The sequence below is a fragment of the Rhodopseudomonas sp. BAL398 genome, from assembly GCF_033001325.1.
In the GTDB taxonomy this organism is placed as follows: domain Bacteria; phylum Pseudomonadota; class Alphaproteobacteria; order Rhizobiales; family Xanthobacteraceae; genus JARJEH01.
The window spans coordinates 115,861-136,128 of record NZ_CP133114.1 but is presented as its reverse complement, the minus strand read 5'-3'; the positions used below and the strand labels follow the sequence as shown (position 1 = coordinate 136,128).

The following is a 20,268-nucleotide window of genomic DNA, read 5'->3' as shown; positions in this document are numbered from 1 at the left end:
AGGCGGCGATGTTCACGTTCTCCGTCACGGCGGTACGCGCCGTCATCATGCGCGGGCGCATCGACGCCTTTCTGAACGGCGGCTTCCGCAATCCGCACTACGGTCTCGCGCCCGGCAAGGACGAGAAGCCCGGCGTCTGGCTGGTGGGCGACGAAGGCGTCTACATCATGTCCAACGGCAAGCTCGCCGAGGGACAGCAGCGCCCGCTCGTCGTCTACGCCGAGGAATGCGATCCGAAGACCAATCCCGAATACTGGCACTACAAGCGCCAGTATTTCGGGGGCGACGACGGCATCGAGTTCCTCGACGCCGAGATGCTCGTGAAGCTGATCGCAGCAGCACCCGCAGCCACGCACCTCACGCTCGCGATGACCGACGACAGCATGTCGATCAAGCCGATCTGCCGCTGACCTCTCCGGTCGCACGGCCGGCTTCCCCAACCCCTCGCGACCATCGATCCCGCTGACATCCGCCGGCGGGCCGATGGCGCGCGCCTTCATCACAAGGAGATGCTCCAATGGCGCATGACGACCCCTTCACGCTCGATCTCTTCGGAGACACCGCACTCTCATCCGGCCTCGGCCTCGGCGTCACAGCCTTCGGAGCTGGCCTGGGCATAGACCCGGACGATGGCGACGACCCCGGTCCGTCGTCACCGGCGCCCGCGCTTCCGGTCGCGGCAGCCGCGCGTCCGACACCCTCTCTCCACCGAGCGCGCGGAGCGGATTTCCACCTCGCCGGCGATCGCGCCTTGGCGAAGGGCTGGAAAGACCGCGCGCGAGACAACATCACCGCGATCCGGCTCGCAGCGAGCATCGACGCGGAGGAGCGCGCGGCGACTGCCGAGGAGCAGGAGCAGTTGGTCCGCTTCACCGGATTCGGCGCCTCCGAGCTCACCAACTCCGTCTTCCAACGCCCTGGCGAGACGGAATTCCGCAAGGGTTGGGAAGCGATCGGCGAGGATTTGCAGGACGCGGTCGACGACCTCGACCACGCCTCGCTGGCGCGCTGCACGCAGTATGCGCACTTCACGCCGGAGTTCATCGTTCGCGCGATCTGGAACGGCTTGCGGCGCCTCGGCTGGCGCGGCGGCCGCGTCCTCGAGCCGGGGATCGGCACCGGGCTGTTCCCGGCGCTGATGCCGGAGGGACTGCGCGATGTCTCGCACGTCACCGGAATCGAACTCGATCCGGTCACGGCGCGGATCGTCCGCCTGCTGCAGCCCGGCGCGCGCATCATTACCGGCGACTTCGCGCGCACCGAGTTGCCCGCGAGTTTCGACCTCGCCGTCGGCAATCCGCCGTTCTCCGACCGCACGGTGCGGTCCGACCGCGCCTACCGTTCCATGGGCCTGCGCCTGCACGACTACTTCATCGCGCGCGCGATCGACCTCTTGAAGCCTGGTGCGCTCGCCGCCTTCGTCACCTCGCACGGCACGATGGACAAGGCGGATTTCGCCGCGCGCGAGCGCATCGCCAAGTCGGCTGACCTGGTCGCCGCCGTTCGTCTCCCTGAGGGCAGCTTCCGCCTTGCCGCCGGCACCGACGTCGTGGTCGACCTCCTGTTCTTCCGCAAGCGCAAGGTCGGCGACGCCGAGGGTGACCTGTCGTGGCTCGACCTTGAGGAGGTCCGTCCAGCGACCGAAGACGAGAGCGCGATCCGCGTGAACCGCTGGTTCGCGCGGCACCCCGACTTCGTGCTCGGCGTGCACGCGCTCGCCTCGGGCCCCTTCGGCGAGGCTTACACGTGCCTGCCGCGTGACGGCGAGGACCTCGCCGCAGCGCTTGCGGCCGCCGTCAATCTCCTTCCGGAAGCGGTCTACGACGGCGAGCCTGAGGCGATCGATCGCGATCTGGAAGATGCGAGCGATTTGTCCGGCGTCGACCGGCCGTCCGATCGCCACGTCCGCGAGGGCAGCTACTTCTTCGACAAGGCCCAGGGGCTGATGCAGGTCCTCGACGGTGAACCTGTCGCGGTGAAAACGCGCAAAGGGCGTAGTACCGACGGCATCCCGGAGAAACACGTCCGCGTCATCCGCAAGCTGATCCCGATCCGCGACGCCGTGCGCGAGGTGCTGAAGGCCCAGGAGCTCGACCGGCCGTGGAAGGACGCGCAGATCCGCCTGCGCATCGCCTGGTCAAGCTTCGTCCGCGACTTCGGCCCGATCAATTTCACGACCGTCTCCATGACGGAGGATGTCGAAACCGGCGAAACACGCGAGACGCACCGCCGGCCGAACATCCAGCCCTTCCTCGACGACCCCGACTGCTGGCTCGTCGCCTCGATCGAGGATTACGACCTCGAGACCAACACCGCGAAGCCCGGGCCGTTGTTCACCGAGCGTGTCATCGCGCCGCCGGCGGCGCCGGTGATCGCGAGTGCGGCCGACGCACTCGCCGTCGTCCTCAACGAGCGCGGGCACGTCGATATCGATCACATCGCCGAGCTCTTGCATCGCGACACGCAGGATGTCGTCGCCGAACTCGGCAGAGCGATCTTCCGCGACCCGTCTGACGGATCGTGGCAGACGGCCGATGCCTACCTGTCCGGCCCTGTCCGCGAGAAGCTGAAAACCGCGGAGGCCGCGGCCGCCCTCGACCCGGAGTACGAACGCAATGTCTCTGCCCTGCAGAGCGTGCAGCCCGTCGACCTAAAGCCGTCCGACATCACGGCGCGTCTCGGGGCACCATGGATTCCGGCCGCCGACGTCGTCGCCTTCGTCAAGGAGACGATGGAGGCAGAGATCAGGATCCACCACATGCCGGAGCTCGCCTCATGGACCGTCGAGGCGCGGCAACTCGGGTGGACGGCGACAGGCACGTCGGAGTGGGGCACGGACCGCCGGCACGCGGGAGAACTACTCGCCGACGCTCTCAACAGCCGGGTGCCACAGATCTTCGACACGATCAGGGACGGCGACAACGAACGGCGCGTCCTCAATGTCGTCGACACCGAGGCCGCGAAGACGAAGCTCTCGAAGATCAAGGAGGCGTTCCAGCGCTGGATCTGGTCCGATCCCGACCGCACCGACCGGCTGGCGCGCGTCTACAACGACCGCTTCAACAACATCGCGCCGAGAGCCTTCGACGGCTCCCACCTGAAGCTTCCCGGCGCCTCTGGCGCCTTTTCTCTTTATGGCCACCAGAAGCGCGGCATCTGGCGCATCGTCTCGGCCGGATCGACCTACCTCGCGCACGCCGTCGGCGCCGGCAAGACCATGACGATGGCCGCCGCCGTCATGGAACAGCGCCGCCTCGGCCTGATCGCCAAGGCAATGCTGGTCGTGCCGGGCCACTGCCTGGCGCAGGCCGCGCGCGAATTCCTGGCGCTCTACCCGAACGCGCGCATCCTCGTCGCCGACGAGACGAACTTCACCAAGGATAAGCGTCACCGCTTCCTGTCGCGTGCGGCGACCGCGACCTGGGACGCGATCATCATCACCCACAGCGCATTCCGCTTCATCGCCGTGCCGTCGGTGTTCGAGCAGCAGATGATCCAGGACGAGCTGGAGCTTTACGAGACGCTGCTCACGAAGGTGGAGAGCGACGACCGCGTCTCGCGCAAGCGCCTCGAGCGCTTGAAGGAGGGCCTGCAGGAGCGGCTGGAGTCGCTCTCGACGCGCAAGGACGACCTGCTGACCATCTCGGAGATCGGCGTCGACCAGATCATCGTCGACGAGGCGCAGGAGTTTAGGAAGCTCTCCTTCGCCACCAACATGTCGACGCTCAAGGGCGTCGACCCGAACGGCTCGCAGCGCGCCTGGGACCTTTATGTGAAGTCCCGCTTCGTCGAGACGAAGAACCCGGGCCGCGCGCTCGTGCTCGCCTCGGGCACGCCGATCACCAACACGCTGGGCGAGATGTTCTCGGTGCAGCGCTACCTCGGCTACGCGGCGCTGAGCGAGCGCGGCCTGCACGAGTTCGACGCCTGGGCATCGACTTTTGGCGACGTCTCGACCGAGCTCGAACTGCAGCCGTCCGGCAAGTACAAGCCGGTGACGCGCTTCGCCACCTTCGTCAATGTGCCGGAGCTGATCGCGATGTTCCGCTCCTTCGCGGACGTCGTGATGCCGCAGGACCTGCGGCAGTACGTGAGGGTGCCGGCGATCTCGACGGGCAAACGGCAGATCCTCACCGCGAAGCCGTCGTCGGCGTTCAAGCGCTACCAAACCCTGCTCGGCGAGCGCATCAAGGCGATCGAGGAGCGCGACCGCGCGCCCGAGCCCGGCGACGACATCCTGTTGTCGGTTATCACCGATGGGCGGCATGCGGCGATCGACCTCCGCCTCGTCGATCCGGACAACGACAACGAAGCCGACAACAAGCTGAACCAGCTCGTCGGCAACGCTTTCCGCATTTGGAGCGAGACGGCCGACAACGCCTACGTCCGCTCCGACGGCAAGCCGTTCGAACTGCCAGGCGCCGCGCAGATGATCTTCTCCGACCTCGGCACGATCAGTGTCGAGAAGTCGCGCGGCTTCTCCGCCTACCGCTGGATCCGCGACGAGCTTGTCCGCATGGGCGTGCCCGCGTCCGAGATCGCTTTCATGCAGGACTACAAGAAGTCCGAGGCGAAGCAACGCCTGTTCGGCGACGTGCGCGCCGGTAAGGTTCGCTTCCTGATCGGATCGTCCGAGACGATGGGGACCGGCGTCAATGCGCAGTTGCGCCTGAAGGCCTTGCATCACCTGGATGTGCCCTGGCTGCCGTCGCAGATCGAGCAGCGCGAGGGCCGCATCGTGCGGCAGGGCAACCAGAACGACGAGGTCGACGTCTTCGCCTACGCGACTGAGGGCAGCCTCGACGCGCAGATGTGGCAGAACAACGAGCGCAAGGCGCGTTTCATCGCGGCCGCGCTCTCGGGCGACACCTCGATCCGCCGGCTCGAGGACATGGGCGAGAGCCAGGCGAACCAGTTCGCGATGGCCAAGGCGATCGCGTCAGGCGACCCGCGGCTGATGCTGAAAGCGGGGCTCGAGGCCGACGTCGCCCGGCTTGAGCGCCTGCGGGCTGCGCACATCGACGACCAGCACGCGGTGCGCCGGCAAATCCGCGACGCCGAGCGCGACATCGAGTTCTCCACCCGCCGGGTCAGTGAGATCGGGCAGGACATCGAGCGCCGCATTCCGACTTCGGGCGACGTCTTCACCATGACGGTGACGGGCGAAACGCACGGTGAGCGCAAGCTCGCGGGCCGGGCGCTGCTGAAGGAAATCCTGACGCTGGTGCAGCTCCAGCAGGAAGGCGAGAGCGTGATCGGATCGATCGGCGGCTTTGACCTTGAATACAGCGGCGAGCGCTTCGGGAAAGACGGCTACCGCTACGCCACGGCGCTGCTGCGCACCGGCGCCGACTACGAGATCGAGTTGCCGGTGACGGTCACGCCGCTCGGCGCCGTCGCCCGGCTTGAGCACGCGCTCGACGACTTCGACGGGGAGCGGGAGCGCTTCAGCCAGCGCCTGGCGGACGCTCGCAAGCGGCTCGCCTCCTACGAGTCGCGCGACGGCGGCGACTTCGCCTTTGCCGGCGAGCTCGCGGAGAAGCGCAGGCAGCTCGCAGAGGTGGAGAAGGCTTTGGCGGAGGACAGCGAGAGCGAAGGCGGCATGGCCGCGGCCGCCTGAAAAACGAAATGGAAAACCGGAGAGATGCCTGCTCGCAGATCGGGCGGGCCGTCGACGCTGGCGCTCAACCACCGCCTGCGCGATCCCGGCCCGTCGTCCTGCGCAGGGCTTTGGCCCTGCTGGTCCAGCCGGGCAGGGATGCTCGGCCGCAGTTGCACCGGTCCGACCGCTCCGCGGGCCGGGGGGTGTCTTCGGGAAGAAGACGAGAAAGGGCTGGCGATGCCGGTCCGCAACCTCAAAAGGAGTGTTCCCATGCAACTCATCAAGGTCGATCCGCGCGCGCTGGTGGAGAGCCCCGACCATTCGCGCCAGACCAAGTCGTCGCCGCAGGCCGACGCGCTCTTGCTGGCATCGATCAAGGCCGTCGGAATCGTGCAACCGCCCGTCGTGTCGCAGCAGGCGGACGGTGGCAACGGCTTCCTCATCAATGCCGGCCGGCGACGCGTGCGCCTCGCCATCGCCGCGGGCCTCGAGGAGATCGACGTGCTCGTCGACGATCCGGCAAACGATAACGGCGCCATGCGCTCGATGGTCGAGAACATCGCCCGCGAGGCGTTGAACCCGGTCGACCAGTGGCGAGCGATCGAGCGCCTGGTCGCGCTCGGCTGGACCGAAGAAGCGATCGGCGTCGCGCTCGCCCTGCCGGTGCGCCAGATCAGGAAGCTGCGCCTGCTCGCCAACGTGCTGCTGGCGATGCTCGACCACATGGCCAAGGGCGACATGCCCGACGAGCGGCAGCTGCGCACCATCGCGGCGGCATCGCTCGACGAGCAGAAGGAGGTCTGGAAGAAGCACAAGCCGTCGAAGGCCGACCCACAGGTCTCGTGGTGGAGCGTCGCCCAGGCGCTGCAGAAGACACGCATGTACGCGCGGCACGCAAGCTTCGGCGACGACCTCGCGCAAGCCTACGGCATTGCCTGGGTCGAGGACCTGTTCGCCCCGGCGGACGAGGACAGCCGCTATACCACGGACGTCGAGGCCTTCCTCGGCGCGCAACAGGAGTGGATGACGGCCAACCTTCCGAAGAAGGGCGTCATCGCCGAGACCACGAATTACGGCGAGGTGAAGCTGCCGCCGAAGGCCGAGCGCGTCTACGGCAAGCCGACGAAGTCGGACTGCACCGCGATGTACCTCGACCGCGACGGCCGCGTGCAGACCGTCCACTACCGCCTGCCGGCGGCGAAGAAGCCGAAGGGCAAGGGCGCGACCGGTCCGGACAACGCCGCGGACGACGTCGGCGAAGTGTCGAAGCCGCGTCCCGACGTGACGCGCAAGGGCGTCGAGATGATCGGCGACCTCCGCACCGACGCACTGCGCGAAGCGCTCGGCCGCGCGCCGATCGAGGACGACACGCTGATGGCGTTGCTGATCCTCGCGTTCGCCGGGCAGAACGTCTCGGTGACGACGGGAAGCGGCGGCACCACCTATGGTCACAGCCGGCTGGCGAAGAACGCAGTTGTGTTGTTCGACGCCAACGGCAAGCTCGCCTTCGACATGGACACGCTGCGCGTCGCGGCGCGCACCATGCTGGTCGACGTGTTCTCGTGCCGGGAGAACGCCACCAATAGCGGCATCGTCGCCCGCGTGGCCGGCGAGGTCGTCGGCGCTGACGCCTTCCTGCCGAACATGGGCACGGAGGACTTCCTCGCCTGCCTCTCGCGCCCGGCACTTGAGGCGTCGTGCAAGGACACGCCGGTCCTGCCGCGCCAGCGCGTGAAGGACACGCGCGCCGCGCTCGTCGAGCACTTCAAGGAGGGACACTTCGTCCACCCCTCCGCGCTCTTCGCGCCCGACCCGGCGAAACTCTCCGACTTCCTGTCGTCTGGCGTGACCGCGGCAGACGACGACGAGACGGAAGAGGACGCCGACAGCACCGGCGACGACGCCTCTGACGAAGCGACCGAAGCTTTCCAGGAGGCCGCCGAATAGCGGCGCGCTTCCCTTCCGGACGATCCGCCGCCGCCGGCCTTGCCGGCGGCGGCTCTGTTTCAACGCTCGCGCAAACAAGGAGGACACCATGTCCGCGCACACCATCTTCGACAATGCACCGATCGGGTCTCTGATCGCCTGGTCCGACGGAACGCCACAGCCGCCGGCGCGCTTCAACAAAAAATTGGCTGCCTGGCGGACCAGCAACAGTCGCGGCCGGCTGATCCGGAAGCAGGGCGCGCGTGGCGTCGGCAACCTCTCGCTGTCGGCGTGTTTCACCCTGCACGAGGCCGACTACGGCGGCGGCGGGGTCATCGCGATCCGCGTCCACCGGACCTTCTCGCTCGGCTCGCGGCTGCAGTTCACGATCGCCGAGCGTCCGGCGATCGGCTCGGTTCGCGTGTTCGACCGCGCCGGCGACGATGCCGAGCTCGTCTATCTCGCAACCAACGAGGCCGACGCGCGAGAATGGCTCACGCGCCACGGCTATCCGCGCGCGGTGCTTCAAGACGTGACAGCCGACCAAGTCGGCGCCGATATCATCGAGGGGAGGACCGCGGCATGAACGCACCCTCCCCTGCTCGCCCTCAAACCCAGACCCCTGGATTTCCGGGGGTTTCTTTCGGCACCAGTGCCGACGGCATGCCTGTCGCGCTGGTCGGCGACACCGCCTTCGCCATGGCGAACGCGCGCGACAACCGTCACTATCGCGTCACCGCCTGGCGCCTCGCGCGACCGATGGGCGAGTGGACGCGCGGCGATTTCTACGGGCACTCGGGCGAGCTCGTCGACGAGGCGGCGTTTCGGGCACGCGTGCTCGAAAATGCCGAGCACCAGCGCGAGAAGCGCGCGCTCGGTCGTCACGAGATTTGCTCGCGCGCCGGCACGCCGTGGGGCGCCTCGCAAGGCGCGAGCGTCTACGCCGAAGGTGTCACAGCGCATTCGACGGCGGGTCACGGCGGCTTCAAGCTCTCGGCCGAGCGCAACCGCAACGTCCATCCCATGCTCCGCTCACCAGGCGGTTGGTACGAAGAGGATGCCGCGTGGGCGATCGTCGCGATCACCTTTCCGCACCTCTTCACGGCGTTTGAGCGTCGCTGCGCCGAGCGCACGATCAAGGACTCGTGGCCGGATGCCTGGGAGGCGATCTTCGGCACCGTGCTGCAGCCGGGCGAGTCCCACGAGAAGGACCGGCGTGCGTTCGAGCGCGAGCACGCCGGCCATTGGATCGTCACCTCGGCCATTACGTCGAAGCACGAGCCCGGCTTCGTCGAGGTCGTTGCCACGCTCGGCGGCAAGCGCGGCCCGGGGACCGAGGAGCGCCGCTTCCTCGTCCCGTGCGCGGAATACAGCATCGGTCGCTTCGGCTTCGTGATCGACGAGGCACGCCACCAGATCTACGGCGGCCCCTCCGACTTCGCCGGATGGAGGTGACCCATGCCCTGGCGCCTCATTGCCAAAGCCTTCGGCTGGCGAACCGCGAACGACGAGGACGGCGAAACGCCGCTCCTCGTCGTCTGGCACCCGCGCCTCAAGCGGCACTTCACCGGCTCCGACGCCTGGAGACGCGCCGTGCGCGTCTCCGTCCGCGCGCCGGAGCCTTACCCAACCGATACGGCCAGAGAGGAGGTCCGGTCATGAAAGCGTACCTCGTCGCCGTGAACCTCCTGGTTCACGCGCACCACAATCCCGAGAGCGCCATCGCTGACGCGCTCGACGGCATCCTGACGCCTGATATGCGCAAGCACGCCGGGGCCAACTCGGCGCTGATCGACTGGGCGGTCGCCGGCGACGATCTCTCTTCATCCATCGCGGGTGTCTCCCTCGCCGATGACTACACGGCGGACGTGTCCGCTTTTCCCTTGTGGCCGGTGGGGACGGTGCGATGAACGGGCCACCGGACCGCCGCTTCGCGCTCGCGCGCATGGAGGTCGCGCAGGCCGAGACGCAACGCCATCTCGGCGTCATCGAGCGCCAGATCGCGGCACGCGCAGAGCGGCTGACGGTCACCGATCGGGCGAAGCGACGGCGGCACGTCCGGAGCGCTTCGAGCTGGACGAACGCTGACGAGCGTCTGTTTCAGCAGCACCTCGCAGAACTTGCCCTCGCCCGCCGCGGCGACATCGACGCACTTACACGCAGGCTCGACCGGCAGGAGACGGCGATCGCCGAGTTTCGGAGTCGCAATCTCGTTTCCGCTGCGGGGCAGTGAGAGATCAAGCCTCAACATTGCGAAGGCGAGCGAAGAGACCTGACGCGTGCCGGCGGCGTCGTGTGTCGTACGGCCTGCCGTGACCTCCCGGTTTCGGCGGCGGGTGCCCCTTTGCCGTCACTCCCTCGGTTTGTGCTGCGGTCTGAACCGTCCGCGGTCCGCTTCAAGGGCAAGTCGCGAAGCGATCGGCGGCCGCCGTCTCGCGATGGGGGGCCGCGTCCTTCGCAGGCCTGAAGGCCCGCTTGTCCGCAACCCGCCCATGCTCGCGCTGGCAGCCGCCGCCCCCTGAAGCGGCCCGCTGGGGCCGGTTCTGGTCGACCGCACCCGAGGGAGCGACGGCAAAGGCCCAATCGCATCCCAGGTGAAACCGAGAAAGGATCACACCATGACCAAGACCGCCCGCTCTCCTCGCTCCGCAGCCCGCGTCATCCCGCTCCGCCGCGGCACGACCCTCGAAATGGTCCGCCTCGCCTGCCCCGACTCGGCGCAGACCCTGCGCATATCCGAGAGCTTCGGGCTCGCTGTCCTCGACAGCGACGGCATCCGCGACCTGCACGAGCGGCTCGTCGTCGAGACCGCCGACGCCCTCAAAGAGGGGCTCAGCGACCGTGCGATGGAAATTCACCTCCAGCGCATCGTCGGCTCCTATGTCGGCTCTGCCCACGGCGCCGGCCAGTTCTACTCCCGCGCCGTGACCGAGGCGCGCGAGGTCACTGCCAAACTTGCCAACGATGCCCGCGACGAGGACCTCGACGGCCCCGTCGGCTTCGACAGCCAGGCGCAGCGCAAACGCGAGTTCGCGGCCGACATGGGACTGCAGGCCCACGCACTCCGCATGGCGGCCGAGGGCGCCGTCGCCGCCTACGAGCAGGTCATCGGCGAAGCCTGGAAGCCCTTCGAGCGGCAGGTCGAACACGCCGGTGAGACCGTCTCGAAGAAGGCCGCCGCGGTCCAGATGTCGGCTTTCGAATAGGCCTCAGGGCGGGGCTTGGGCCCCGCCTTTCACTTCGCTCACTCTAAGGGCCGGTTGTGAGACCGGCCCTTTTTCGTGTCGCCGGCAAAACCAAGACAAACCCGATGAGAAAGAGAAGAGCGACGCTCCGCGCCGACGGCCCCTCCCGGTTCGCGGTCCATGCGGCGGATGCCGCGCACGCGCAACGGCTGCGCCGTCCTCCGCTCCGCTGCGGCCCGGTGGGTGCGCGAGCGCGAGATGCCGCCGCCGCGGACCCCGTGAGGGGCCGCGACAGGCGCGGCCTCCGAACCGGAGGTTGTTGAAATGAGCAGGATGGAAGAGAAGCCGCGCGCCGACGTCTACGCGCGCATCACCAATCGCATCGTCGCCGACCTGGAGCGCGGGGTGCGGCCGTGGGTGAGGCCTTGGAGCACAGCAAATGCCGCCGGTCGCATCACCCGGCCGCTGCGCCACAATGGAATGCCGTACCAGGGCATCAACGTCGTGTTGCTGTGGTCGGAAGCCGTCGCGCGCGGCTTCGCGTCGTCGACGTGGATGACATTCAAGCAATCGCTCGAACTCGGCGGCCACATCCGCAAAGGCGAGAGCGGAACGATAGTGGTCTACGCCAACAAGGTCACCAAGACGGAGACGGACGACAACGGAGATGACGTCGAGCGGACGGTGCCGTTCCTGCGCGTCTATACGGTGTTCTGTGTCGACCAGATCGATGATCTGCCCGAGCAGTACTACAAGGCCGGTGTTCCGAGCACGCCGCCGGCGCAGCGCATCGCACATGCGGACGCCTTCTTCGCCAATACCGCCGCGACGATCCGGCACGGTGGCGACAAGGCGTATTTCGCGCCATCGCTCGACCTCATCCAGATGCCGCCGTTCGAGAGCTTCCGCGACGCGGAGAGCTACACGGCCACCCTCGCGCATGAGTGCGTGCACTGGACGGCGCCGGCACATCGCGTCAACCGCGATCTCAGCCGTTACGCCAAGGACCGCAGCGAGCGCGCCCGCGAAGAGCTGGTCGCGGAGCTCGGCGCCTGCTTCCTCAGCGCAGACCTCGGGATCGTGCCCGAACTCGATCCGCGCGCGGACCACGCGAGCTACCTCGCATCGTGGTTGGAGGTGCTCTCCAATGACAAGCGCTTCATCTTCTCTGCTGCCGCGCACGCGCAGCGCGCCGTGACGTTCTTGCACGGCCTCCAGCCGAAAGCAGCAGAGGTCAACGAGGCGGCATAAGCGCAAGGACATTGCGCTCGGATTTCTTGTCGTCCACCGCTAGCTCTTCGCGAGCTCACCAAGGCCTCGCCTCGTGGCGGGGCCTTCGCATGTGAACCGCTGTGCGGGTTCTGCGTCCGGGAATGACGAGACTTCCTCGTCACCTCATCAGGGGCGTGGCTGGCAGTGCGGCGACGGGGCCGTCACTGTCAGCCCGAGGTGATCGGGTCTGCCTGGATCGGCGTCTTCGGAGACGGCGACAGCTTGGCGAACTGCGAAGTGCGTTCGGGGGCATTGCCGGTGCATCGATCGCGCGGGATGTACCTCAGGTGGAAGGCTCGTTTCATCGTCGGCACGGCGACCGTCGCTGCGGTGAGGTGCCCGTCGCCAGTTACATCCTCTCGGTTGGCTTGCCGCGCCCAGTGCGTCCTCGATTTGGCATGTCTAACCGAAGGCCGTCGTCGCTGCGCTCCGCCTCGATTCCAAGACCGCAACGGCCGTTCTCCGCTTTCTTCCCCTGGCCGCTGCGCGCCCATTCCTCGCGGGGCAAGAAAGCCTCGCCCTGGCCGCCCTCTACTGCGTGGCGGCCCTTGGGGTGCGGTCCGATCGCCTCCGGTCAACGACCGCCATCGAGGCCGCGGTGGTCGCGACCCGAGAACCGAAAGAGGATACGAACATGGCTACCATCGGCAACTTCACCGTCAACGGCAACGGCTTCGTCGGCTCCGTCAAGACTCTCGCTCTCGGCACCGTGAAGGCCAAGATCGTCCCGGCCGACCGCACGTCTGACAAGGCCCCGGACTACCGCATCTTCGCCGGCACCATCGAGTTCGGCGCCGCCTGGAAGAAGAAATCTCAGGAGCAGAACCGCGACTACCTCTCAGTTAAGCTGGACGACCCGAGCTTCGCGGCTCCGATCTACGCCACGCTGGTCGAGGTCGAAGGCGAGGAAGGCCACTCGCTCATCTGGTCCCGCCCGAACCGCGACTGAGGTTCTGCGACGAAGGCCTCGCCGTAAGGCGGGGCCTTCCCGCAGTGAAGCAGCTAATGGGCGTCTCGGGGTCGTCGATGCACGAGAACGAAATGACGCGGCCGGTTGTGCGGCATTTCAGGCTGCCAAGCGCCCCATGGCTTTCATCAGCACGTCATTATATTCGACGCCCGTTCCAGTGTTCTTGGCGATGTAAAGGGCTTGATCAGCGGAGCAGAGAAGCTCGTCAAGGTCAGCCGATGAGCGGCGACACAGCGCATAGCCAACGCAAGTCGAGACGCTGATCTCATGGCCCTGGATTGAGAACGGCTCGGCGATCGCGCTTCGCAAGCGTTGCGCGAGGGCGGCGGCTTCTTCAACATTGCGCAGATCGCGCTGGATGACGGCGAATTCATCGCCTCCGAGCCGGGCCGCGATGTCGCCGGGACGAAGCGAATTCGTCAGGCGCGTCGCAATCGCCTTGAGCAAGCCGTCGCCGACGGGATGACCGAATACGTCGTTCACCGGTTTGAATTTATCAAGATCGAGACAATGGACGGCGAGCAACGCGCGATTGTCGGCGATTGCGATATGGCTATCGAACCACTCCCGCAGTGCAAGCCGGTTTGGCAAAGTCGTCAGCACGTCTCGGCGCGCCAATGCTTCGAATGTCAACCGTTTCGCGATCTCGATACTGGCTGCGGCCGATCGCGCAAGCACGCTTTGCGCGCCGCCAGCGAGCAATGCGATCATCATCGCGGCCGTCGCCCAGTAAATCGGATCCCAACGTAGTGCCGCGGCCACCGTGGCTGGAACGATGCCGATGATCATGCTGGGAATCGCGATCCTCGGACGTAAACCGACGCCCGCTGCCGCGCCTGCCCCGTAACCGACAAGGAGGCAGACCGTGAGCATATGGAACCGCGCCGGTTCCAGCGTAAAGACATAGGCTGCCGACGAACCGAGGACCGCTGCAAATTGGTAGTAGGCAATCGCGAACCGCTGTTCCAGCAGGCGGGCCTCATGGACATCGAGATGCGGCGCTGCGGACTTCCCACGACCGAGAATGAGTACAGCGATCCGCGCGCCGCTCGACAGAACCCCGATGAGCGCGCAGGCCATGAGGATGATGTCATGCGCTGCGAACGCCATTGCGCTGAACGACAGCACGAAGCCGACCGACATAATCGTCGTCGGCGTCAGCGTGGTGTAAATGCTACGTACAAGCTCTACATGGACGCTATTACGTACTGTTTCTGTTCGAAATGGCATTCCCGGTCCGTCGCATCTGCTTTGCGCCTGGCGACGAATACTATGCCGGACGTTAACATCGAGGTAGCAAAGCAGGCCCTAATACGGAGCGGTTAATGAATGACGATATTATTGCGTCGCATTCGATGAAACTCCTCGGCGGGGCGATCTCACAGCGACGCCAAGAGGCGAGAGTTCCACAGAGTCGCTGGCATTTTGCTGACAGTCGCCGCCCTTGGCGAAGCTTACGTTCGATAAGCCGAAACGGAAACGACACTATAGCGTCGTTGAGTTATCCCGACTTCGACCGAGCCGTTCAACAAGCCCTAACGCCGTCGCTACAAGGCAACCGGCGATGATTCCGATTGTGAGGCTTTCAACAAGCGTGAGAACGAAGGTGGCGAGGAGGACGCTCGCACTCCGCCAATGGCGGAGCAGGCGCGTAAATTCCTCCTTCTCGGCCATATTCCAGCACACCGCCACCAAGACACCGGCCAGCGCGGAGAGAGGGATGTAGCTGGCCAACGGCGCCGCCACGAGCATAAAGATCAGCAGGAAGCCCGCATGCATAATTCATGAAAGCGGGCTGCGTGCGCCAGCGCGAATATTTGTTGCTGTCCGTGCGATCGTTCCGGTGACGCTGATGCCGCCAAAAAACGCAGAAGCAATATTGGCGATGCCCTGAGCGACCAGTTCCATGTTGGAACGATGCTTCCTTCCTGTCATGCCATCCGCGACCTTCGCCGACAATAAACTTTCAATACCTCCGAGCAGAGTGAAGGACAGCGCAGTGGGCAGCACTTGCACCAGCAAAGACTGCGAAATCAGTGGGAGACGGGGCTCGGGAAGGCCATGCGGGATTCCTCCGAAGTGACTTCCGATCGTCTCTATCGGAGCGTGGAAAATGAGGGCGACGAGAGAGGCCAACGCAACCGCCACCAACATTCCGGGCCATGTCGGCCGCCAGCTGCGGAGGACAAAGATGAGCGTCGCCGTTCCGATGCCGATCGCTGCGGCTGCTGGAGTGAGTGTCGGCAGGACATTCGCCAGAGCCGAGAGCTTCGGAAAGAGGGGGCCAGGTTCGGGCCCCGCGAGCGTCAGGCCGCCCAAATCCTTTAGCTGGCTCGCGAGAATCGTCACCGCTATTCCGCAGGTGAAGCCGACAGTGACGGCGTGGGGAATGTAGCGGATGAGCGATCCGAGCCTCAACACCCCGATCACGGTCATCATGAGCCCCGATAACAAGACCGTAAGCAAAAGTCCGTCGAGGCCAAACCGTGTTACGGTGGCGGAGACCAGTACGATAAACGCGCCAGCGGGCCCGCCAATCTGGAAGCGGCTTCCGCCCAATGCGGAAACCAGCGCGCCGCCGATGATCGACGTATAAAGACCGCGGTCCGGAGAAACGCCGGACGCGACCGCAATTGCCATAGAGAGTGGAAGAGCGACAATGGCGACTGTCAGCGCCGCCATCACGTCGGCTCTGAAGGCCTCAAGTCGATAACCCTCGGCCCATACCATGGCGAGCTTGGGACGATAGAGGTGGGCTGTGGAAGAGCCGTCGGGCACTGCGCGAACCGCCGAGAGTGGGAAAGAACCCTTCTTAAGCGCATGACCGTCGCGAACCAAGATCAATTGACCCTCGCCAACCAAGAAATTCGCATCACGCTCATTTGGACTGTTGCAAGGCTTTGCAAAATCAATTTGCCGGAGGGCGAAATCGCCTCTACCTCGGGTCTTCTCCACTCGCATCAGGACCCCATATCAACTTGGCCATGGTAGCGCGCGAAGGAGCCGGATTGCCCGATCAGCTTGCCCTTTTTGCAGAAAAAGCCCGCCTTCCGGAGGGGCTTGATTATGTCCCGGGCTTCATCTCCCGGGAGGAGGAGTTGGAACTCGTCGGACACGCATCGGGCCTCCCGCTTCAGCCGTTCCAGTTCGGCCAATATGAGGGAAAGCGCCGCGTGGCCTCGTTTGGCTGGCGCTACGATTATTCGGCGCGCCGTCTTCTGCCAGCGGATCCTATTCCGTGCTGGCTCAATCCGCTGATCCATCGGATTGAAACATTCGGCGGTCCCGGCATACGCGTCGCCCAAATCCTCTGCACCGAGTACCAACCCGGCGTCGGTATCGGCTGGCACCGCGACAAACCGCATTTCGATCGGATATTCGGCATCTCCCTCGCCTCTTCGTGCAAGCTTCGCTTCCGCCGGACGCTTGGCGATACGTGGGAGCGCCTTGCCCTCGAGGTTGAGCCGAGGTCGGTTTACAAGATGTCAGGGGCTTCCCGGCTGGAGTGGGAGCACAGCATTTCCGCTGTCGATGAGCTGCGTTATTCGGTGACACTACGTACTTTGAAAAGCGGTGGCGATGTCCCGTCGGCCGATCAAAAAGGATCGTCGAGCTGATGGCGCGGCGAACCGGAAGCGCCGATCTCCCGCTGCACGGCGGACGTGTCCCACCCTGGCTCGCCGAACGCATGGCCACGCTCGGTGCAATCATCACGCAAGCTGTCGTCCACCACTATGGCCGAAACGAATTCCTCGAGCGGCTGTCGCATCCGTTCTGGTTCCAGTCGTTCGGCGCCGTGATGGGGATGGATTGGCATTCGTCCGGCATCACCACCAGCGTCATCGGCGCGCTGAAACGCGGTCTTGGGCCGCTGCAGCAGGAGCTCGGCATCCACGTCTGCGGGGGTCGCGGACGACATTCGCGCCGCACGCCCGATGAACTGATTATGCTCGGCGAGCGCACCGGCTTCGATGCGGGCGCGCTGACACGCGCCAGCCGCTTGGTCGCCAAGGTCGACAGCGCGGCGGTGCAGGACGGTTTCGATCTCTACCTGCACGGCTTCTTCGTCACCGATGATGGGAAGTGGACCGTCGTTCAGCAGGGCATGAACGGCGACAAGCGGCAGGCCCGGCGATACCATTGGCATTCGCAGAATCTAAGTAGTTTCGTCGAGGAGCCGCACAGCGCCATCGACGGCCCGGCCCAGGGCGAGATCGTCAACCTCACGGACCGACGCGCTAAACAATCGCGCTCCGCTCAAGTCGAAATGCTGGGCGACCTCGGACCGACGGGCATCATTCGCGAATACCAAGCCCTAAATGCTCCGGCAGTAGCACAGCCTGAATTGCCACATCTCATCATGCCGGCGCACCACGACGTGCGCGCGAGCGACGTCTTCACGCGCCGGCTTCACGGCACGCTCGCGGCCGCAGCGGAACGCGGACCGGTGGATTTTCCCGAATTGCTGCTGACGCCGGGCGTCGGCGCCCGCACGGTCCAATCACTGGCCATGGTCGCGGAAGTCATCCATGGCGCGCCGTTTCGTTTCCGCGATCCCGCGCGGTTTTCACTGGCGCACGGCGGCAAGGATCGCCACCCCTACCCCGTGCCGATCAAAGTCTATGACGAGACTATTCGCGTTCTAAAATCGGCCGTGCAGCAAGCGAAGCTCGGCGTTGACGAGCGGATACTCGCGCTCAAGCGGCTCGACGAACAGTCACGGCGCTTGGAGAAATCCGCGAGCGGTCCGTCATTCGACGCATTTGTGACCGATGAGAGAAATAAATCGGTTTCGCTCGGTGGACGCTCTGTGTTCGGATGGGAAAGTGACGGGGTCGTGAGCGGACCGCGGGTTGCTCGTTCTGACCAATCGAAGTGAACTCCGGGATGGGCCGGATGTTTTATCCCGATATCTGAGGGACGTATGACCATGGCCGACTCCGCTTCAGAAATCGACCTTGCACTCATCGACCGCTATTGGCACGCCGCAAATTATTTGTCGGTCGGCCAGATCTATCTTTTAGACAACCCTTTACTCCGCAAGCCGCTGAAGCCGGAACACATCAAACCACGGCTACTCGGCCACTGGGGCACGACACCGGGCTTGAACTTCATCTATGCCCATCTCAACCGCGTCATCAAAGCCCGTGACCTGGACATGATCTACGTCTGCGGCCCCGGTCACGGCGGACCGGGCATGGTGGCAAATACCTACCTCGAAGGCACTTACACCGAGATCTACCCCGATATCGGCCGCGACATGGATGGCCTGCGAAAGCTCTTCCGTCAGTTTTCCTTTCCGGGTGGCATTCCCAGCCACGCCGCGCCGGAGACGCCCGGCTCGATCCATGAAGGCGGCGAACTCGGCTATGCGCTCGTTCACGCCTATGGCGCCGCTTTCGATAATCCGGATCTCGTTGTCGCCTGCGTCATTGGTGACGGTGAGGCTGAGACCGGTCCGCTCGCAGCATCCTGGCACTCGAACAAATTCCTCAATCCGGTCCATGATGGCGCCGTCCTGCCGATCCTGCATCTCAACGGATACAAGATCGCCAATCCGACCATCCTCGGCCGTCTTGACGATGACGAGTTGTTCAATCTGCTGAGAGGTTATGGACACGAGCCGCTGGCCGTCGAAGGGGATGACCCTGCCAAGATGCATCAGCGGATGGCGGTGGTGGTCGACGAGGCGCTCGATCGGATCGCGGATATCCAGCGCGATGCCAGGAGCGCCGGCAAAGTGAGCCGGCCGCGTTGGCCGATGATTGTGCTTCGTAGCCCCAAGGGTTGGACCGGTCCAAAGGAAGTCGATGGCAAAAAGGTCGAAGGCTTCTGGCGGGCGCACCAGGTGCCTATCGACCAAGTGAGGACCAATCCCGCCCACCTAGATATCCTCGAAGCCTGGATGCGGAGCTATCTGCCCGAAACGCTATTTGATGCCGATGGGCGTCTGCTCCCGGATCTGCAGGCGCTAGCCCCGGTCGGCGGCCGCCGGATGGGCGCCAATCCGCACGCGAATGGCGGAACGCTAAAGCGCAAGCTGGAACTGCCCGACTATCGCGCGCACGCGGTCGAGGTATCGGCACCCGGCACTCTTATGGCTGAAGCGACCCGGGTCATGGGCAGCTTTCTGCGTGACGTGATCCGGCTCAACGCGGAAGCAAGAACATTCCGGCTGATGGGCCCCGACGAGACCAGCTCAAATCGGTTGGATGACGTGTTCGAGGCAACCGACCGGGTGTGGATGGAACCGATCAAGCATTATGACGTCCATCTCGCGCAAGACGGCCGCGTCATGGAAGTCCTGAGCGAGCACCTGTGCCAGGGCTGGCTCGAAGGCTATCTCCTGACCGGACGGCACGGTCTGTTCAATTGTTACGAGGCATTCGTTCACATTGTCGATTCAATGTTCAATCAGCATGCGAAGTGGCTGGAAGTGTCGCGACGTCTTCCTTGGCGGCGGCCGATCGCGTCGCTTAACTATCTCCTGAGTTCGCATGTCTGGCGCCAGGATCACAACGGCTTCAGTCATCAGGATCCCGGGTTCGTCGATCTCGTTGCCAACAAGGATGCCGACATTGTCCGCATCTACTTCCCGCCCGATGCCAACACCCTCTTGTGGGTGACCGATCACTGCCTACGGACCTACGATCGTATCAATGTCATCGTTGCCGGCAAGCAGCCGGCGCCGCAATGGCTCTCGATGCCGGAAGCCGAAGCACACTGCGCCGCCGGCATCGGCATCTGGTCGTGGGCCGGAACGGAAAAAGCCGAATCTCCGGATGTGGTGATGGCCTGTGCCGGCGACGTTCCGACATTGGAGACGCTCGCTGCCGTCACGCTACTGCGTGAAGCCTTTCCTGATCTCGGCATCCGCGTGGTGAACGTGGTGGACCTGATGGCGCTGCAGCCGCAGGAACAGCATCCGCACGGTCTTTCCGACAAGGAGTACGATCGGATACTTCCACCCGACACGCCGGTGATTTTTGCTTACCACGGCTATCCTTACATGATCCACCGCCTGGCCTATAACAGGGCCAATCACGACAACATGCATGTCCACGGCTTTCGCGAAAAAGGCACGACGACGACGCCGTTCGACATGGTCGTCCTCAACGAGCTTGATCGGTACCATCTGGCGATCGCGGCGATCGAACGCGTTCCAGCGCTTGCTCGCACAGGCACGTCGGCGCGGCAGACGTTTCATGCCAAGCTGATCGAGCACCACCGCTATATTCGCGAACATGGCGAAGACATGCCGGAGGTGCAGGACTGGCACTGGCAGAACAAGGAAGCGATGGACTGAGGGCGTG

At 64.9% G+C, this 20,268-nt stretch carries 15 protein-coding genes and 1 pseudogene; 14 read left to right on the top strand and 2 right to left on the bottom strand.

Annotated features, from left to right (window positions below; genetic code table 11):
* The first annotated feature begins 8 nt into the window (after nucleotides 1-8).
* From RBJ75_RS29070 to RBJ75_RS29020, 11 genes are all read left to right on the top strand, one after another.
* On the top strand, nucleotides 9-410 hold the full coding sequence (locus RBJ75_RS29070) for a DUF3085 domain-containing protein (RefSeq protein ID WP_044416760.1): 402 nt from the start codon (nucleotides 9-11) through the stop codon (nucleotides 408-410).
* Between the two features lie 107 nt (nucleotides 411-517).
* Nucleotides 518-5,620, top strand: coding sequence for a DEAD/DEAH box helicase family protein (locus RBJ75_RS29065; protein ID WP_317529053.1), 5,103 nt, complete (start codon nucleotides 518-520; stop codon nucleotides 5,618-5,620).
* Nucleotides 5,621-5,872: 252 nt separating this feature from the next.
* Nucleotides 5,873-7,549: a ParB N-terminal domain-containing protein gene (locus RBJ75_RS29060; RefSeq protein WP_044416848.1), complete on the top strand. Its 1,677-nt coding sequence runs from the start codon at nucleotides 5,873-5,875 to the stop codon at nucleotides 7,547-7,549.
* An 88-nt stretch (nucleotides 7,550-7,637) separates the two neighbouring features.
* Nucleotides 7,638-8,114, top strand: a complete 477-nt coding sequence (locus RBJ75_RS29055) for a hypothetical protein (protein WP_044416850.1) — start codon at nucleotides 7,638-7,640, stop codon at nucleotides 8,112-8,114.
* Complete coding sequence (locus RBJ75_RS29050) at nucleotides 8,111-8,983, top strand: DUF7007 domain-containing protein (protein WP_044416852.1); 873 nt, start codon at nucleotides 8,111-8,113, stop codon at nucleotides 8,981-8,983. Before RBJ75_RS29055 ends, RBJ75_RS29050 begins: the two co-directional genes overlap by 4 nt.
* A 3-nt stretch (nucleotides 8,984-8,986) precedes the next feature.
* A complete protein-coding gene (locus tag RBJ75_RS29045) occupies nucleotides 8,987-9,190 on the top strand; it encodes a hypothetical protein (protein ID WP_044416853.1) in 204 nt (67 codons plus the stop codon).
* On the top strand, nucleotides 9,187-9,438 hold the full coding sequence (locus tag RBJ75_RS29040; protein ID WP_044416855.1) for a hypothetical protein: 252 nt from the start codon (nucleotides 9,187-9,189) through the stop codon (nucleotides 9,436-9,438). Before RBJ75_RS29045 ends, RBJ75_RS29040 begins: the two co-directional genes overlap by 4 nt.
* A complete protein-coding gene (locus RBJ75_RS29035; RefSeq protein ID WP_044416856.1) occupies nucleotides 9,435-9,761 on the top strand; it encodes a hypothetical protein in 327 nt (108 codons plus the stop codon). Before RBJ75_RS29040 ends, RBJ75_RS29035 begins: the two co-directional genes overlap by 4 nt.
* Nucleotides 9,762-10,146: 385 nt before the next feature.
* Nucleotides 10,147-10,734 carry a hypothetical protein gene (locus RBJ75_RS29030; RefSeq protein WP_044416859.1) on the top strand — a complete coding sequence of 196 codons (588 nt, stop codon included), beginning with the start codon at nucleotides 10,147-10,149 and terminating at the stop codon, nucleotides 10,732-10,734.
* Nucleotides 10,735-11,037: 303 nt separating this feature from the next.
* A complete protein-coding gene (locus tag RBJ75_RS29025) occupies nucleotides 11,038-11,964 on the top strand; it encodes an ArdC family protein (RefSeq protein WP_276156829.1) in 927 nt (308 codons plus the stop codon).
* A gap of 655 nt (nucleotides 11,965-12,619) precedes the next feature.
* Nucleotides 12,620-12,934, top strand: a complete 315-nt coding sequence (locus RBJ75_RS29020; RefSeq protein ID WP_411194539.1) for a DUF736 domain-containing protein — start codon at nucleotides 12,620-12,622, stop codon at nucleotides 12,932-12,934.
* A gap of 117 nt (nucleotides 12,935-13,051) precedes the next feature.
* Here RBJ75_RS29020 and RBJ75_RS29560 read toward each other — a convergent pair whose 3' ends face one another.
* Nucleotides 13,052-13,666, bottom strand: a complete 615-nt coding sequence (locus RBJ75_RS29560; protein WP_411194540.1) for a diguanylate cyclase domain-containing protein — start codon at nucleotides 13,664-13,666, stop codon at nucleotides 13,052-13,054.
* Nucleotides 13,667-14,491: 825 nt separating this feature from the next.
* Nucleotides 14,492-15,685 (bottom strand): annotated as a pseudogene (locus RBJ75_RS29010) (SulP family inorganic anion transporter); the annotation flags it as partial.
* 278 nt (nucleotides 15,686-15,963) lie between these two features.
* On the opposite strand from RBJ75_RS29010, the gene RBJ75_RS29005 reads away from it, so the two are divergent.
* Genes RBJ75_RS29005 through RBJ75_RS28995 form a run of 3 tightly spaced genes read left to right on the top strand, consistent with a single transcriptional unit; the run spans nucleotide 15,964 to nucleotide 20,261 of the window.
* On the top strand, nucleotides 15,964-16,572 hold the full coding sequence (locus RBJ75_RS29005) for an alpha-ketoglutarate-dependent dioxygenase AlkB (RefSeq protein WP_234707380.1): 609 nt from the start codon (nucleotides 15,964-15,966) through the stop codon (nucleotides 16,570-16,572).
* Nucleotides 16,572-17,834 carry a DUF763 domain-containing protein gene (locus tag RBJ75_RS29000; protein WP_044409443.1) on the top strand — a complete coding sequence of 421 codons (1,263 nt, stop codon included), beginning with the start codon at nucleotides 16,572-16,574 and terminating at the stop codon, nucleotides 17,832-17,834. Before RBJ75_RS29005 ends, RBJ75_RS29000 begins: the two co-directional genes overlap by 1 nt.
* A gap of 45 nt (nucleotides 17,835-17,879) precedes the next feature.
* Nucleotides 17,880-20,261 carry a phosphoketolase gene (locus RBJ75_RS28995; RefSeq protein ID WP_044409440.1) on the top strand — a complete coding sequence of 794 codons (2,382 nt, stop codon included), beginning with the start codon at nucleotides 17,880-17,882 and terminating at the stop codon, nucleotides 20,259-20,261.
* The last annotated feature ends 7 nt before the right edge of the window (nucleotides 20,262-20,268 follow it).

Coding starts and splice junctions, on each gene's coding strand:
- RBJ75_RS29020 (WP_411194539.1), top strand. CDS start 12,620: ATGGCTACCATCGGCAACTTCACCGTCAACGGCAACGGCTTCGTCGGC.
- RBJ75_RS29000 (WP_044409443.1), top strand. CDS start 16,572: ATGGCGCGGCGAACCGGAAGCGCCGATCTCCCGCTGCACGGCGGACGT.
- RBJ75_RS29060 (WP_044416848.1), top strand. CDS start 5,873: ATGCAACTCATCAAGGTCGATCCGCGCGCGCTGGTGGAGAGCCCCGAC.
- RBJ75_RS28995 (WP_044409440.1), top strand. CDS start 17,880: ATGACCATGGCCGACTCCGCTTCAGAAATCGACCTTGCACTCATCGAC.
- RBJ75_RS29030 (WP_044416859.1), top strand. CDS start 10,147: ATGACCAAGACCGCCCGCTCTCCTCGCTCCGCAGCCCGCGTCATCCCG.
- RBJ75_RS29025 (WP_276156829.1), top strand. CDS start 11,038: ATGAGCAGGATGGAAGAGAAGCCGCGCGCCGACGTCTACGCGCGCATC.
- RBJ75_RS29070 (WP_044416760.1), top strand. CDS start 9: ATGTTCACGTTCTCCGTCACGGCGGTACGCGCCGTCATCATGCGCGGG.
- RBJ75_RS29065 (WP_317529053.1), top strand. CDS start 518: ATGGCGCATGACGACCCCTTCACGCTCGATCTCTTCGGAGACACCGCA.
- RBJ75_RS29040 (WP_044416855.1), top strand. CDS start 9,187: ATGAAAGCGTACCTCGTCGCCGTGAACCTCCTGGTTCACGCGCACCAC.
- RBJ75_RS29560 (WP_411194540.1), bottom strand. CDS start 13,666: ATGATCGCATTGCTCGCTGGCGGCGCGCAAAGCGTGCTTGCGCGATCG.
- RBJ75_RS29035 (WP_044416856.1), top strand. CDS start 9,435: ATGAACGGGCCACCGGACCGCCGCTTCGCGCTCGCGCGCATGGAGGTC.
- RBJ75_RS29055 (WP_044416850.1), top strand. CDS start 7,638: ATGTCCGCGCACACCATCTTCGACAATGCACCGATCGGGTCTCTGATC.
- RBJ75_RS29045 (WP_044416853.1), top strand. CDS start 8,987: ATGCCCTGGCGCCTCATTGCCAAAGCCTTCGGCTGGCGAACCGCGAAC.
- RBJ75_RS29050 (WP_044416852.1), top strand. CDS start 8,111: ATGAACGCACCCTCCCCTGCTCGCCCTCAAACCCAGACCCCTGGATTT.